Below are 15,135 nucleotides of genomic sequence, written 5' to 3' on the forward strand. Positions count from 1 at the left end.
ATTTTCCCAGTGTAGGCGTGCGTGAACGATATGCAAGCCGGCGCGCATGATGCCGGCTGACAAGCGATCGCGCGTGCGCTAGCATCGCGGACGGTGTCGCCGCGCGCCGAGGCGCGGCTGGGGCGTCAGGCTCCGCACCGGGTTCCACGACCTCAACGAACAACAAGGAGCATCCATGCGTGTCTTGACCGGTCTGCTGTGCTCGCTGGCACTGGCGGCGAACGTCGCCCATGCGCAGACGAATTGTGCGGACGCGACGGATCAGGCGGCGATGACGGCATGTGCCGACCGCGCGTACAAGAAATCCGACGGGGAGTTGAACCGGACCTACCAGGCCGTCACCGCGCGCCTGCGCGATGCGCGGCCGCTTGCCGACAAACTGGTGAATGCGCAGCGCGCGTGGATCGCGTACCGCGATGCCGAATGCAATTTCTCCAGCGCGAACGCCGAGGGCGGCAGCGTGTATCCGATGGTCGTGTCGACCTGCCTCGACGATCTGACGAAGGCGCGCACCGAAACGCTGAAGGGTTATCTGTCCTGCGAGGAAGGCGACCTCGCGTGTCCGGTGCCTGCCAAGTAACGGGCGCGCTCGGTGCAACCGGCCGAATGTCGCGGCCGGTCAATCCAGCGATCCGCTGCTGGGCATCGTTCGTTACACGTCGTCCGTTTCGTCGAGCAGCTTGTGCCGCATCGCGTAACGCACCAGCGCGGCTTCGTGCGGCATCTGCATCTTTTCCAGGATCCGCGTCTTGTAGGTGCTGACCGTCTTCGCGCTCACGCACAGCGCCTGCGCGATCTCGGTCAGCGTCTGGCCGGCGGCGATCCGCCGGAACACGTCGAATTCGCGGTCGGACAGCCGCTGGTGCGGCAACGTCTCGGCCGGCTCGTTCAGGCTCTGCGCGAACTGCTCCGCCATCGCGAGGCTCACGTAGACGCCGCCCGAGGCCACCTTGGTCACCGCGCCGACCAGCTCGGCGCTCGCGCTTTCCTTCGTCAGATAGCCCGACGCGCCCGCACGGAACGCGCGCACCGCGTATTGCTGTTCCGCGTGCATCGTCAGCACGAGCACGCGCAGCGCGGGCTTCTCGTCCTTGATCTGCTTGATCAGTTCGACGCCGTTGCGGCCCGGCATCGACAGGTCGAGCACGAGCACCTGCGCGGGCGTCGAACGCACGAGCGCGATCGTCGACGGGCCGTCGCAGGCTTCTCCGGCCACCTCGAATCCGGTGGCGTTCTGGAGGATGTGTCGTAGACCGTCACGCACGAGCGTGTGGTCGTCGGCGATGAGCACCTTGATCATGAGATAAGCGATTCCTGTTGAACGGTACTGAGCGGAAACGACACGGTAATCGAGAAACCGCGCGCGAGCGCGGTGTCGATCGTCACGGTGCCGCCCAGCATGTGTGCGCGTTCGCGAATGCCGATCAGGCCGAACGATTTGTCCTCGTGGGCCGGACCGCCGGGCGCCGCGCCGCGGCCGTTGTCCGCGACGCGCAACACGCAGAAGCCTTCCTCGACGTCGAGCCGCAGCGCGACGCGCGTCGCATCCGCATGGCGCGCGACGTTCGTCAGCGCTTCCTGGACGATGCGGAACAGCGTGGTTGCGCCCGCGCTGGTAAAGGTGAGGCCGCCGGTTTCGACGTGACGCTCGACATCGATTCCGTAGCGGTTCGTGAAATCGTTCGCGAGCCATTCGATCGCGGGCACGAGGCCGAGATCGTCTAGCATCACGGGCCGCAGGTCGGCCGCGATGCGCCGAACCGATGCGACCGTCGCGTCGATCAGCCGCCGCATGCCTTGCAGGTGCGACTGCACGTCCTCGTCGGGTTGCGCGCGGCCGGGCACGCGCAACTGCTGCTCGACGACCGACAGGTCCATCTTCAGCGCGGTCAGTTGCTGGCCGAGATCGTCATGCAGTTCGCGCGCGATGCGGGTCTTTTCTTCCTCGCGCACGTTCTGCAGGTTCGCCGACAGTTCGCGCAATTCCTCGCGCGACCGCTTCAGCGCGTTCTCGGCACGCAGCCTCTCGGTGATGTCGCGCAGCATCACCGTGTAGAGCTTGCCCGACGCATCGCGGATCTGCGAGATCGATGCCTCGATCGGGAATTCCTCGCCGTTGGCACGCAGCCCGAACAGCACGCGCTGGCGGCCCATCTGCCGCTCGGAAACGCCCGTCACGCCGAACTGGTCGACGTGCTTCGCGTGCGCGGCGCGGAACCGTTCGGGGATGAAGCGCGACAGCGGTGCGCCGATCGCCTCCATCGCGGACACGCCGAACACCTGCTCGGCCATCGGATTGAAGATCACGACCGTCTGCTTCTCGTCGATCGTGATGATCGCTTCCATCGACGAGCGGATGATGCCCATCATCCGCGCCTCGTTGAGGATGCCGCGGCTGCTCGCGCCGGCATCCGCCGCGGCGCTGGACCGGCCGCGCACCAGCGCATGGACGAGTGCCGCGAACGCGAACGACGCGATCAGTCCCGCGGCGAGCACGGTGCCGGCCGCGCGCTGCGCGCCGGTCGCGCTCGGGCGGCCGTCCGCGGAATAGGCGAGGGTCAGCACGGTGCCGCCGAAATTCAGTTCCTCGGTGCGCCGCAACAGGTCGGGCGACGTCGACGCCTCGTCGGTCGTCGTCTCGACGCTGACGATCGCGCGCCGATCGCCGCCGGCGGTCATCCACAGGTCGATCCCGCGTTCCGCGTCGAGCGCGCGCTCGACCAGGCGCCGCGGGCTCAGCGCCGCGAACAGCACCCCGTCGGCGCCGGCTTCGCGCGTGCCGGACGGCGTGGCGGCCGCGTGCGGCGAGGTGGTCACGGGCAGGAACAGCGTGAGGGTGCGCGCGTCGCGGGATGTGTCGTCGTCGGCCGAGTGGACGCCGAGCGCGATGTCGCCGGACTGCAGCGCGCGCGCCAGCGGCGCGGCGTCGGACGTGCCGAAGCGCACGACCGACGAACTCGATGCGGGCGCGCTGAGCGTCGCGGCCGCGAACGCGCCCGCCGGCATCGGTCTCGCGCCGGCGAGGGCATTGCGCGTCGCGGGCGGCAGCGGGACATAGCCGATCTGCCGGACCGGCGAGCGGCCGCTGTCGAGATCGAGCGTCTCCGCATAACGGCGCCATTGCTCGGACGTCATGTCCGGGACGAGATTGAACACGCCGCGCGCGCCTTCGAGCACGGCGACGCCGGACTGCAGTTCGTGGCGCAGCATCGCGGTCACGTGCGTCGTGCGGCGTTCGAAGCGTGTACGGACGGCGCCTTGCCACTGCTCGCGCACCAGCAGGGCGACGCCGAGCGACAGCACCGCGCCGGCGCATAGCGCAACGACGCCGGCCGCGAGCGGCTGGCGTAACATGATCTGGAGGCGCGTGGGCCCTCGGGCATCACGCGTCGGGGTTCCACTGGCGGTCATTCGATGGTCATTCGGTTGTCGGGGCAGCCTAAGGGCCTGTTCACGCTAATAACGGGCTTGCGCTGGCCACCAGAAGGGCCGAGCGCAAGGAATGCGACGATGCGAATACTCAGCGTATTCGCGAGGAGCATGACGCGGCGATCGGCCCTTCTGGTGGCCAGCCCCACAAAAATGTTCTATCAAATCAGGGGAACGTGCCTTGCCGGCCGCACTGCGGCGTCGATCGTCGCTTGTTTGGCTCGGCCAAACGGCGCTCCTCACTCCTTGCATTGCAGCCGGCAAGGCACGTTCGCAAGTCCGTTATTAGCGTGAACAGGCCCTTAGCACTCGGGCAGCGCGGCAAAACCGGGCAAAACTCGCACCGGCTGCGTGCAACGTCTGTTTTCAAGATGAAATTGTGCGCGTTTTACACTTTTTATGTAATGGGGTCAGCTGAAAATGCGGCAAACGGTGCGGAGCAGCGGGCGTGCCGGCCGCGCTTGACGCGCATCAAGAGGCGCGTCGGCACGTGGAGCAGACTGTTCGGCAGGCAAGTCGGCACCGGGTCGGCTTGCGGTAACGGGCCGCCGTTGCGCAACGCGCGACGCGTGTCCGGTCGGAGGGACGGACCATGTACAAGCGGATTTTCGTCGGGCTCGACGGCAGCCCGAGCGCGCGTCTCGCGCTGAACGAGGCGATCCGGATCGCAGCGGCGTCCGGTGGCGAGGTCACTTGCGCGTACGTTGTCGAGCATCGGCCGCAGCTCGTCGACGTCGATGCGGGCTTCGCGGCCGAGCGCGACGGCGATGCGGCCGCCACCGCTGCCGCGACGCCGGTGCTCGACGCCGCGAAAGCGGTGCTCGAGCAGCAGCACGTGCAGGGCTCCGTGCGCGCGCTCGACGCATACGGCGAGGACGTCGCCACGGTGCTGATGCGCACGGCGGCCGAAGCCGACGCCGACCTGATCGTGATGGGCACGAGCGGGCGGCACGGGCTGCGCCGGCTGCTGCTCGGCAGCGTCGCGGAATCGCTGCTGCGCGCGGCCGACCGGCCCGTGCTGCTGGTGCGGCACGACGAGCCGGCCGCGCCGACGGCCGCGTGATGCACGCGGTGAGGCGCTGACGCATCAGCGATCGCGGGCAGGGGACTGCCGCTCGCGTTCGCCGGATGTCTGCGTGATGAAACGCGCGACGCGCCGATCGGCGCACCGCGCGCGAGTGCGCCTGTCGCGTTCGACGCATGCGTCGTCGGGACGAGGGCGCCCCGGATGCGCACGCATGGGCGTTTTTGCGCGCCCGCGGTTGCATCCCGACACGCAGTTCTGGCAGCATCGACCGGTGTCCGCTTCTTCGCCGCGTGCATGGCCGCGGCGATCGACGCTGCGGCATCCGTCAGTAGCCGACCCGGTCGCATCCGCGATGAACGGGGCCGTACGCCGGATGCCCGGTTCCTTACCTTACCGACGTCATCCGCCATGCCGATTTCCGCCGCCGACCTGATTCGCCAGTTCAACCTGCAGCCGCACCCCGAGGGCGGCTATTTCCGCGAAACCTACCGCGCGACCGATGCGGTCGTGCGGCCGGCCGACGGCGCGCCGCGCGCCGCGTCGACCGCGATCTACTACCTGCTGTGCGACGGCGCCTATTCGTCGTGGCACCGGATCCGTTCCGACGAGGTCTGGCATTTCTACGCGGGCGATCCGATCGAAGTGTGGGTGCTCGACGAGCGCGACGGGCTGACGATCCACCGGCTCGGCAACCCGCTCACGCATCCGGGCACCGTGTTCCAGGCGGTCGTGCCGGCCGGATGCTGGTTCGGCGCGCGCTGCGCGTTGCCGGAGCACGTCGCGCTTGTCGGCTGTACGGTTGCGCCGGGGTTCGAGTTCGCGGAATTCGAGCTGGCGGATCCGGCCACGCTGGCCGCCGCGTTTCCCGACTACGCGGAACACGTCGCCCAGCTCGCGCCGCGTCCGGACGCGTGAGCGCGACAGCGGTGCAGGCAGCGGCCCGAAGCCCGCGCGGACGGCGTGTGTTCCGCGCGATTGTGGCCAAACCCGTTTAGAATGCCCGTCATGCACAAGGTCGGCTGCGGACGTGCCGCGGCGGCCGTTGCGCAGCCGTCCCGACGCCCCCGGTCGCACGGCCCGCATGTCTTCCAGGAGCGCCGCCGTGTGGCACTTTCCGATTGCAATTCCATCGTCGCTCGGCCCTTGGGCCGTGTTCGCGAGCGTGTTGATCACGCAGCTCGGCGTGCCGGTGCCGGCCGTGCCGATGCTGATTCTCGGCGGCACGATGGCGGCAATGGGGCAGGCGTCGTGGACCAGCATGTTCGCGGCGGCGATCGGCGCGACGATGCTCGCCGATTCGCTGTGGTTCTTCATGGGCCGTACGCGCGGCCGGCGCCTGCTGAACGGCCTCGTGCGCTTCTCGCTGTCGCTCGACACGACGCTGCGCTTCGCGCGTAACGTATTCGAAAGATACGGCGCGCCGCTGCTCGTGCTGTCCAAATTCCTGCCGGGCCTCGGCCTCGTGTCGGCGCCGCTGCTCGGCACGACCGCGATAGGCATCGGCGTGTTCCTGTTCTGGGATCTGGCCGGCGCGTCGCTGTGGGCCGCGTTCTGGCTGATCGGCGGCGCGGCCATTCACGACCAGATCGTGCAGTTCGTGCTGTGGGTGCGCGCGAGCGGCGGCACGATCCTCGACGCGTTCCTCGCGATCTTCATCACGTTCCTGCTGTACCGCTGGGTGCGTCGCGTGCAGTTCCGCCGTTATCTCGCCCAGGTGCGCATCTCGCCGCCGCAGCTGGTCGAGATGATGACGTCGGACGAGCCGCCACTGATCTTCGACGCGCGGCCGAAAGCGATTCGCGAGCGCGAGCCGTACCGGATCGCCGGCGCGGTGCCGGTCGATCTCGATTCGCCGGACCTGCTCGACCCGGAATTGCTGAAGCGGCCGATCGTTGTCTATTGCGTGTGCCCGAACGAGGCCACGGCCAAGCGCCTGATCGCGAAGATGCAGCGCAAGAAGATGATCCACAACATCCGGGCGCTGAAGGGCGGCCTCGATGCGTGGGAGAAGCACGGCTTCCCGGTCGAGCCGCTGCCGGCCGACCTCGATGCGTCGCGTTATTTCGTGCGTCCCGAACACGGGGCGCTCGAAGGCGAATATACGGTGCGCGCGACGCTGTCCAAATAAATGCGCGCGCGATGTCGCGCGCATTTCAATTCCCCCATCCGTTTCACCCGGTGCGATTTTTACGAAAATCGGCTGGCGTGAAACGTCTGATCATTCTTATAATCCCGCCTGCATATTGCGTGTGCTTGATTGCACACATTCGACGCGCATTCGTTCGCGCCGAAAACGATTGATCCCGTTGCCGTCCGTCACGCGCACAGCCGCGTCGCACGGGCCGCACGGACGTATTCCGTGAAAGGCCCGATCCGTTTTCCGGATTGTTCCGGAAAATGCGGATAATCCGCGGCGATTCCCATCGGATTGACGCAACATCCGAGTCGTTTCTCATTTGGAAATCGACGGCGGGGATTATTTCGTTTTCGGCTGCCAGTATCGGCATGAACGGTCGCGCATTGACATCGACACAATGATGGCGGCCCGCGCGCGGCTGCCAGGAGACGAACTTGAAACAACCAGAAGACCAGTTGCACCGCGGGCTGGAAGAACGGCACATCAACCTGATGGCGCTCGGCGCGACGATCGGCGTCGGCCTGTTCCTCGGTTCGGCCACCGCGATCCGCACGGCCGGCCCGGCCATCCTGCTGACCTACCTGCTGGGCGGCATCGCAATCTTCCTGATCATGCGCGCGCTTGGCGAGATGGCGATCACCAATCCGGTCGCCGGCGCGTTCAGCCGCTACGCGCGCGACTACCTCGGCCCGCTCGCCGGCTACCTGACCGGCTGGACCTACTGGTTCGTGTGGATCGTCACCTGCATGGCGGAAATCACGGCGGTCGGCGTCTATATGCACATGTGGTTCCCGAGCATACCGAACTGGATCTGGGCGCTCGCGGCGCTGATGGCGATGGGCTCGGTGAACTTCATCGCGGTCAAGCTGTACGGCGAATTCGAGTTCTGGTTCGCGCTGATCAAGATCGTCACGATCGTGCTGATGATCATCGGCGGCGGGCTGATGATCGCGTTCGGTATCGGCAACGGCGGCGTCGCGACCGGCATCTCGAACCTGTGGGCGCACGGCGGTTTCATGCCGAACGGCATCGGCGGCGTAATCGGCGCGCTGCCGATCGTGATGTTCGCGTATCTCGGCGTCGAGATGCTCGGTCTTACGGCCGGCGAGGCGCGCAACCCTGAAAAGTCGCTGACGAAGGCCGTGAACTCGGTGTTCTGGCGCGTGCTGATTTTCTACATCGGCGCGCTGTTCGTGATCATGTCGCTCTATCCGTGGGACCAGATCGGCACGCAGGGCAGCCCGTTCGTGATGACGTTCTCGCGGCTCGGCATTCCGGCCGCCGCCGGCATCATCAACTTCGTCGTGTTGACCGCTGCGCTGTCGTCATGCAACAGCGGCCTGTTCAGCACCGCGCGGATGCTCTACAACCTCGCGCAGCAGGGCCAGGCGCCCAGCAAGCTCGGTCGCGTGAACCGCAACGGCGTACCGGTGTACGGCGTGATCGTGTCGGTCGCGCTGCTGCTGATCGGCGTGCTGCTCAACTATCTCGCGCCGCAGCACGTGTTCACGTGGCTCACGTCGGTGTCGACGTTCGGCGCGATCTGGACGTGGTGCGTGATCCTGATCGCGCAGATGCGCTTTCGCCGCACGCTGTCGGCCGACAAGATCGCGCGCCTGCCGATCCGCGTGCCGTTCTATCCGCTCGGTTCGTATGTCGCGCTCGGCTTTCTCGCACTGGTCGTCGTGCTGATGGCATTCACGCCCGACACGCGTATCGCGCTCGTGATCGGGCCAGTATGGATCGTGCTGCTCGGCATCGCGTATGCGTTGTTCTACGCGAACCGGCCGGCGGCATCGATGCCGACGAAGTCGTAAGCGGCGCGGGCAGGGGCCGCGCGATCGTTGATCGCGATCATGCGCGCGCGGGCCGGACGTCCTATGCTGAACAAATCGCTTGTCCGCGCTTCGCGTGGCTACCCGCCGATCCCTGCGACCGCGGCGGCTGTCCGGCCGCCGCGCGCCGCTTCCGCGCGAAGTTCCCGTCATCGTTCCGCGGCGACGCGCACGCACGGAGGCCTTCGCCATGCAGCCTGCCCAGTCCATCCCGACACTCGCGCGGATCGCGCTGGCCGTCGATCCGACGCCCGAATCGCTGTCCGCCGCGCGCTATGCGCGCACGCTGCTGCGTCCCGGCATGCGGTTGCGCATCATCTGCGCAATCGACAATCCGCGTCTCGTGCTGCCCGACATCCCGCGCATCGACGCGCTGCTGACGTCCGCGCGCGAGGACATGATCGGAGACGCGCACGCCATCAACGCGCGAATCGCGGCGCTGTTCGCCGACAGCGGTATCGAAGTCGAGCAGACCATCGTCGATACGTCGGTCACGGGCGGCTCGGTCGCCGATGCGCTGGTGAACGACACGTCGGCGTGGCGCGCGGACGTGCTGATGGTCGGCGCGAATCCGCATCACGGGCTGCTGAGGCTCGTCGAAGGCGCGGTGTCGGACACGCTGACGACGCGCGCGCGCTGTGCGCTGCTGATCGTGCCGGCCACCTATGCGCGACCGTCGGACGGCACGCTGCAGCGGCTGATGTTCGCGGTCGACGGTAGCGAGCCGTCGCTGCACGCAGTGCGCGTCGGGCTCGGCTTCGCGGCGCCGACGACGTTGCTGTACGCGGCGTACGTGATCGATCGCGCGGTTCGTCTGACCGATATCGTGCCGGTGCGCGCGCTCGAGGATGCGTACCGCGCGGAGGGCGAGGATGCGCTGGCGAAGATCGGCCCGCTGTTTCATGCGACCGGGAACCCGACCAAGCGCGGCGTCGTCGAGACCCGCCCGACGAGCGACGACGTGGCCCATGCGCTGATGCGCGACGCCGTGCACTGGCGTGCGGAGCTGCTGGTGGTCGGCACGCATGGCCGGCGCGGCCTCGCCGCCTGGCTGATCGGCAGCGTCGCGCGCCGTGTTGCGCACCTCGCGCAAGTGCCGGTGCTGCTCGTGCGCGGGGACGAGTGAATCGCGCGGTGTCGAGCGCAAAGCGGGCTTGAGTTGACTTGCGTCAGAAATGGCGTGTTTATCGCGTGAGACATTGACGGAACATCCGGCGACGCAGCCGGTCTGTCGTGCAAGCGTAGCGACAACCACGCATGAGCGCGAGCAGCGATCACATCACTTCCGGAGCCGTGCCATGCATCGAATGGCGCGTCATCCGACCGAGAACTCTCTGGCACGAGGGTAGGCAGCCACCGGCTGCCTTGGAGGACGGGCGGGGTGCAAGTCACCCCGTCCGCTTTCCCCATTTATGTTGTTGGCCCCGTCAGCTTTCTTTCTTCGCAGGAATCGTTGTGCATGCCGCCGAGTTGCGCGGCGTGTGTGGCGCTGCCGTCCGTGCACGGCACGCGGCAGGCGTTGCAGAGGAGAGTGCGGGATGCAGCCATGACACGGCTTCGTGCCGTGCTGGCTGCCTGCACGCTCAAGTGATGCGAGGAATCGACCGCAGGTCGTGCCGACGGGCGGCGCCACGGCGGACACGCGGGTGTTGACGCATGGCATGAAGCGGCGCACACACGCTGCACGTACGGTTGCGCAGACGGTTCGCGTGCGGCCAGCCGGGGCGCGCCTTGCGGCGAGGCTCCGAAACGGCTGGCGCGTCGGCTGCGGCCCGCGCGCGAAGTGCGGCGGCGAACCGTTGCAGCGAGAGTAGCGATCCCGCGACGCTCTGGTATTTTTCGCGGCCGATCTGCCCGTCCAGCGTGACGAGCAGCCCGGCTTCGCGTGCGAGCGCGAGCAAGGTGTCGAGATCGTCGGCCGGGCGGTTGCCGTCCGACTCGGCCCGGGCGGGCAGGGCACGCGCGTTGCACGTCGCGCGCCGCTGGCCGTCCCGGCCCGGAATATTGCGATGTTTTTTCATGGTTGGTCTCCTGCGCCGGACCCCGCATGCCGGCTCGACGGCCGGCTGAGCGATGACCCGGTATGAACGTTTCGTTCATGTAGCCAGTATCGTGCGTCGAGAGCGCGCTGCCAAGCGGCGCGCGCTGAAGTCGCTGTCAGGTATTGCGCGGCGCGTATCGGAATCCACTGACACGCGCGGCGGCCGATCGGCCGGTGCGGCGGCGACCCGGCGCATTCATTCCGACGAATGAACGGCGTGCGTCGGACGTCGCTTGACGCATGATTTCGGCCAGTCTAAGTTCCCCACTGCATCGGCGTCGTGCGGCGTTCCACCGCTCGCCCGTCAGCCGGTGCCGCGCCCCGGGGTGGCGTGGCAGGGTTTCCAGTCTCGTTCGCGGGCAGTTTGCGCCGCGAACCATGCGCGGCGGTCCGGGGACGGATCGGCACGGCGGCACGCAACGTGCCGTTGATCGCGCGCAAACACACGCCGGCGCATCGCACGCCGCGCGGCCGTCCAGTCTTTAAGCTTCCGGTACCGTCATCTTTTCGTTCCTCGACCGTCAGGAGTCCGTCGATGTCCAAGGACAATTTGCTCGATTCACTCAAGGAAGCCGCCGAACAGCGTGCGATCGACGCGGATCAGTTGCGCGCGATGCTCGACGACGAAGTGCGCGTGTTGTCGTCCGGCGCGCGCGTGCACGACTACATCCATGTGTTCGCGATCCGGCACCTGCGCGAACGCATGCGCCAGCAGGGCGATCTCGTCGACAACGACACGCCGGCCGGTGCACCGCCCACGGAATCCGATCCACGCCCGAGCCATCGTCTGTGACGGGCGCTCGCCGCGGCTGACGCCGTGGGCGTTACCCGTTCCGTCGCCGCGCCGCGGCCGGATCCCGCTCGACCTTCATGCAGGCGGCCGACGACGAACCGGCCGACCCGAAACGCCGGTGCTTCCCGCACGCAGGTTGCCGCGCTCGGCAGCCTTCGCGCGGGGCGTCAGCCGGGCGCAACCATCCTGACGATACGCTGACAGTCGCCGGCGCCTTTTGTCATACATTTCACTGAATTGTCACAACGGCCTCAAGTATGTGGCGCGATTGCCGTTTACCCGGTGAATTCGTCCACCGGGCGTTCGCGCTCCCTTACCGAGTCGTTGCCATGCTCTCGTCCATCCGCGCCCGCATCCTCGCCGCGTGCGTCGCCATCGTTGTATTCGCGCTCGTCGCCACCACGCTGATCAACTATTTCATTGCACACTCGTACAACGACGACGCGATCGACCGCAACCTGACCTCCGTCGCGAGCGGCCACGTGGTCGGGATCGCCGACTGGGTCGCCACCCGGAGCCGGATGATCGCATCGCTGCAGGATGCCGCGCTGGCGCCCGATCCGCTGCCGGTGTTCAAGCAGATGGCCGCGGCCGGCGGCTTCACGAACGTCTACGCGGGCTACGCCGACAAGGCGTTCCGCTTCTCCGACCCGACCGGCATTCCGCCCGACTACGACCCGACCGGCCGCCCGTGGTACAAGCAGGCCGCGCAGGCCGGCAAACCGGTCGTCACGCCGCCTTATGTGGACGCCGGCACGGGTAACCTCGTGGTCACGTTCGCGGTGCCGATCCTGCGCGACGGCTCGCTGAAGGGCGTCGTCGCCGCGGACGTCGCGATGGACAGCGTGATCGCCAACGTGAAATCGATCCGCCCGACGCCGGCGAGCTTCGGGATGTTGATCGACAGCAGCGGCCACATCGTCGCGCACCCGGACCCGAAGCTCACGCTGAAGGCGGTCGCCGACGTGTCGCCCGAGCTCGGCGCGATGGGTGCCGCGTCGGTCGCGGCGGCGAATGCGCCCGTCGAGGTGAGCGTCGGCGGCGACGCGAAGCTGGTGCGCGCACGGCCCGTGCCGGGCACCGACTGGTATGCGCTGGTGCTGCTCGACAAGACCGAAGCGACGGCCGGGATGCGCTCGCTGCTGACCGCGTCGCTGATCACGCTGGTCGTGATCGTCGGCGTCGCGTCGCTGATCATCGGCGCGATCACCGCGACCGCGTTCCGCCGCCTGTCGCAGGTGCGCCAGGCGATGGCCGCGATCGGCTCGGGCGCCGGCGACCTGACGCAGCGCCTGCCGGCCGATGGCCGCGACGAAGTCGCCGACATCGCGCGCTCGTTCAACAGCTTCGTCGACAAGCTGAACGACGTGATGCGCCAGATCCGCGACGCGAGCGAATCGGTGCGCACGGCCGCGAACGAGATCGCGGCAGGCAACCAGGATTTGTCGTCGCGCACCGAATCGGCGGCGGCGAGCCTCGAGGAAACGGCTGCGTCGATGGAAGAGATCACCGCGACGGTCGGCCAGTCGGCCGCGGCGGCCGGTCAGGCCGACGAACGCGCGGCGGCCGCGTCGCGGATCGCGTCGCACGGCGGCGTGGTCGTGTCGGACGTCGTCGCGACGATGGAGAAGATCGAGGAAGCGTCGGGCCGGATCGGCGACATCATCGGCGTGATCGACGGTATCGCGTTCCAGACCAACATCCTCGCGCTGAACGCGGCCGTCGAAGCGGCGCGCGCGGGCGAGCAGGGCCGCGGCTTCGCGGTCGTCGCGCAGGAAGTGCGCAGCCTCGCGCAACGCAGCGCGCAGGCCGCGCGCGAAGTGAAGGTGCTGGTCGAATCGACGGTCGCGAGCGTGTCGGCCGGGTCCGGGCAGGTGCGCCAGGCCGGCGACACGATGCGCGAGATCGTCTCCAACGTGTCGAACGTGACGACGATCATCTCCGAGATCACGCACGCGGCGAACGAACAGACGCGCGGCATCCAGGAGGTGAATCGCGCGGTCACGCAGCTCGACGAAATGGTGCAGCAGAACGCGGCGCTCGTCGAACAGTCGACCGCCGCCGCGACCGCGCTGCAGTCGCAGGCAAACGCGCTGGCGACCACGGTCGGGCGGTTCAAGGTCGCGTGACGCGTCCCGCGCAGGACGCGGCCGCGCCGGTCAGGAGCGGCCGTTGTCGCGCATCAGCGCGAGCCGGTTGCAGTGCGTTGATCCCAAGCGCCTTCGTCGCGCGGCTCGTTGTCGTCGAAGTGGCACAGCGTCGCCGCGATGAAACGCTGTACGGGCCGGGTACCGCCGTCAGCCCTGATCGCGGGGCGGGGGCGGGACGTGCGGCGCGCGACGTTCGTGCTTGTCAGCCGGCTTGGCGGGGTCGATACGGGTCGCGCCGCCGACGGCGGGCGGGTCGCTGGCCGGAAACGACTCTTCGAGCCCTTCGTCGATTCGTTCTTCCGTCTTGTCTTCGGGTGGCGGGCGCGACGTGGCGAGCCGGAACAGTCCGGCAGCCGGTGACACGGCGTCGCGGCGGCCGGGGACTTGAACGTTCATGGTCGAACCTCCTTGTCGGTGATGCAGCGCGCGAGCGCCGTGCCTGCCCGGCATCGGCCGCTCGATGCCTGCGCGCCGCTGAAACGGAGAGGACATCGTGATGCATCCATCCTCGAAAAGGATACGTTACGACGCGAACGGTTGCGGCGACGAATTCGCGACTATCACGGCGAACGCGTCCGATTCCATCACGCGTTACCGGTTCGTTCCGGAATGCGGCAAGGTGCCCGTGCACAGCGGGCGCTTTGCGTCTGCGCGCGCGTCGCGTAGGATGTTCGTTAATTCAGCGCACACTACGTTCGCACCGCAGGCTGCCAATGGCTGCAGCCGAGGAGGCGCGACGCGCTTTCCCTCAGGTTCGTTTCGCGCAACCGACGGAGACCGCCTTGATGACTGTTGATCGCCCGTTGCTGTCACCCGGCGCACGCCGGTTCGTATCCGGCCTGTCGGCCTGCGCGGCGCTCGCCGCGGCCGGCACACGCGACGCGTCGGCCCAGACGCCTTCGCCGCTCGGCGAGTGGCAATACTCGGCGGGCGTGCCGCTCGAGAAACTGTACGACCCGAACATTTCCACCTGGGATATCAGCGTGGGCGCCGCGATGACGCTGCAGCCGCGCTATGCGGGCTCCGACCGTTATCGCGTGTTGGGCGGCCCGAATCTCGACATCCGCTATCGCGACCTGTTCTTCCTGTCGACGGGCGAGGGGCTCGGCGCGAACGTGCTGCGCGGGCCGAACTGGCGCGTAAGCCTGTCTGTCGGTTACGACCTCGGGCGTCGTTCGGCCGACGACACCGAGCACCTGAACGGCCTCGACAACATCAACGCGGCGCCGGTGATGAAACTGGCGGCCGATTACGTGATCTCGAAGGAATTTCCGCTCGTGCTGCGTGCGGATATCCGGCGCAGCATCGGCGGCTCGAACGGCTGGGTCGGCGATTTCTCCGCGTACATGCCGCTGCCAGGCAGCAACGAGCATTTCTTCTGGTTCGCGGGGCCGACCGTGTCGTTCGCCGATTCGCGCTACATGAACAGCTGGTTCGGCGTGAACCAGGGCGCCGCCGCGCGTTCGGGGCTGCCCGCCTATTCGTCGGGCGCGGGGATCAAGTCGGTCGGCGCGGGCGTGACGATGGCCTGGTTCGTGAACAAGCACTGGTTCGTCACGATCGACGGCGCGATCGAACAGCTCGTCGGCCGCGCGGCGCGCAGCCCGATCACGCAGCAGTCGACCAACGGCGTGTTCGACATGTCGGTGAATTACCAGTTCTGACCGGGGCCGGGCAGCGTCACATTTGATATGATTCCGACCTGTACAAATGTACAGTGATC

Annotated in this window: 13 protein-coding genes; 9 read left to right on the forward strand and 4 right to left on the reverse strand. The window is 67.7% G+C overall.

What is annotated here, in order from left to right; genetic code table 11:
* The first annotated feature begins 175 nt into the window (after nucleotides 1–175).
* Nucleotides 176–580 (forward strand): lysozyme inhibitor LprI family protein, encoded by a 405-nt coding sequence (locus tag ACN22W_RS21900; RefSeq protein WP_193100572.1) that lies wholly within the window; start codon nucleotides 176–178, stop codon nucleotides 578–580.
* Between the two features lie 72 nt (nucleotides 581–652).
* Here ACN22W_RS21900 and ACN22W_RS21905 read toward each other — a convergent pair whose 3' ends face one another.
* Both ACN22W_RS21905 and ACN22W_RS21910 read right to left on the reverse strand, forming a co-directional pair.
* The gene (locus tag ACN22W_RS21905) at nucleotides 653–1,300 is read right to left on the reverse strand and encodes a response regulator transcription factor (RefSeq protein ID WP_006755659.1); all 648 of its coding nucleotides are present in this window, start codon (nucleotides 1,298–1,300) and stop codon (nucleotides 653–655) included.
* On the reverse strand, nucleotides 1,297–3,411 hold the full coding sequence (locus ACN22W_RS21910; protein ID WP_419689385.1) for a PAS domain S-box protein: 2,115 nt from the start codon (nucleotides 3,409–3,411) through the stop codon (nucleotides 1,297–1,299). Before ACN22W_RS21910 ends, ACN22W_RS21905 begins: the two co-directional genes overlap by 4 nt.
* A gap of 610 nt (nucleotides 3,412–4,021) precedes the next feature.
* Between ACN22W_RS21910 and ACN22W_RS21915 the strand changes: the two genes are divergently transcribed.
* The 5 genes from ACN22W_RS21915 (at nucleotide 4,022) to ACN22W_RS21935 (ending at nucleotide 9,554) form a co-directional block, all read left to right on the forward strand.
* Nucleotides 4,022–4,492, forward strand: a complete 471-nt coding sequence (locus ACN22W_RS21915; RefSeq protein ID WP_048244536.1) for a universal stress protein — start codon at nucleotides 4,022–4,024, stop codon at nucleotides 4,490–4,492.
* A 372-nt stretch (nucleotides 4,493–4,864) separates the two neighbouring features.
* Nucleotides 4,865–5,371, forward strand: a complete 507-nt coding sequence (locus tag ACN22W_RS21920) for a cupin domain-containing protein (RefSeq protein ID WP_129514867.1) — start codon at nucleotides 4,865–4,867, stop codon at nucleotides 5,369–5,371.
* Nucleotides 5,372–5,558: 187 nt separating this feature from the next.
* Nucleotides 5,559–6,584, forward strand: coding sequence for a DedA family protein/thiosulfate sulfurtransferase GlpE (locus ACN22W_RS21925; protein WP_343493848.1), 1,026 nt, complete (start codon nucleotides 5,559–5,561; stop codon nucleotides 6,582–6,584).
* Nucleotides 6,585–7,027: 443 nt separating this feature from the next.
* A complete protein-coding gene (locus ACN22W_RS21930; protein WP_419689386.1) occupies nucleotides 7,028–8,410 on the forward strand; it encodes an amino acid permease in 1,383 nt (460 codons plus the stop codon).
* 208 nt (nucleotides 8,411–8,618) lie between these two features.
* Entirely contained in the window at nucleotides 8,619–9,554 is a 936-nt protein-coding gene (locus tag ACN22W_RS21935; protein ID WP_419689387.1) for a universal stress protein, read from the forward strand.
* A 457-nt stretch (nucleotides 9,555–10,011) separates the two neighbouring features.
* Here the strand turns inward: ACN22W_RS21935 and ACN22W_RS21940 are convergent, their stop codons facing one another.
* The gene (locus ACN22W_RS21940) at nucleotides 10,012–10,449 is read right to left on the reverse strand and encodes a hypothetical protein (protein WP_419689388.1); all 438 of its coding nucleotides are present in this window, start codon (nucleotides 10,447–10,449) and stop codon (nucleotides 10,012–10,014) included.
* Nucleotides 10,450–11,004: 555 nt separating this feature from the next.
* Between ACN22W_RS21940 and ACN22W_RS21945 the strand changes: the two genes are divergently transcribed.
* Entirely contained in the window at nucleotides 11,005–11,262 is a 258-nt protein-coding gene (locus ACN22W_RS21945) for a DUF3562 domain-containing protein (protein ID WP_129514872.1), read from the forward strand.
* Nucleotides 11,263–11,591: 329 nt separating this feature from the next.
* Nucleotides 11,592–13,391: a methyl-accepting chemotaxis protein gene (locus tag ACN22W_RS21950; RefSeq protein ID WP_412024573.1), complete on the forward strand. Its 1,800-nt coding sequence runs from the start codon at nucleotides 11,592–11,594 to the stop codon at nucleotides 13,389–13,391.
* Nucleotides 13,392–13,559: 168 nt separating this feature from the next.
* Here the strand turns inward: ACN22W_RS21950 and ACN22W_RS21955 are convergent, their stop codons facing one another.
* Nucleotides 13,560–13,808 (reverse strand): hypothetical protein, encoded by a 249-nt coding sequence (locus tag ACN22W_RS21955; RefSeq protein WP_419689389.1) that lies wholly within the window; start codon nucleotides 13,806–13,808, stop codon nucleotides 13,560–13,562.
* A gap of 389 nt (nucleotides 13,809–14,197) precedes the next feature.
* Here ACN22W_RS21955 and ACN22W_RS21960 point away from each other — a divergent pair, with 389 nt between their 5' ends.
* On the forward strand, nucleotides 14,198–15,076 hold the full coding sequence (locus tag ACN22W_RS21960) for a MipA/OmpV family protein (protein ID WP_419689390.1): 879 nt from the start codon (nucleotides 14,198–14,200) through the stop codon (nucleotides 15,074–15,076).
* Nucleotides 15,077–15,135 lie beyond the last annotated feature (59 nt).

Source organism: Burkholderia theae (genome assembly GCF_048565265.1).
Classification (GTDB): domain Bacteria; phylum Pseudomonadota; class Gammaproteobacteria; order Burkholderiales; family Burkholderiaceae; genus Burkholderia; species Burkholderia theae.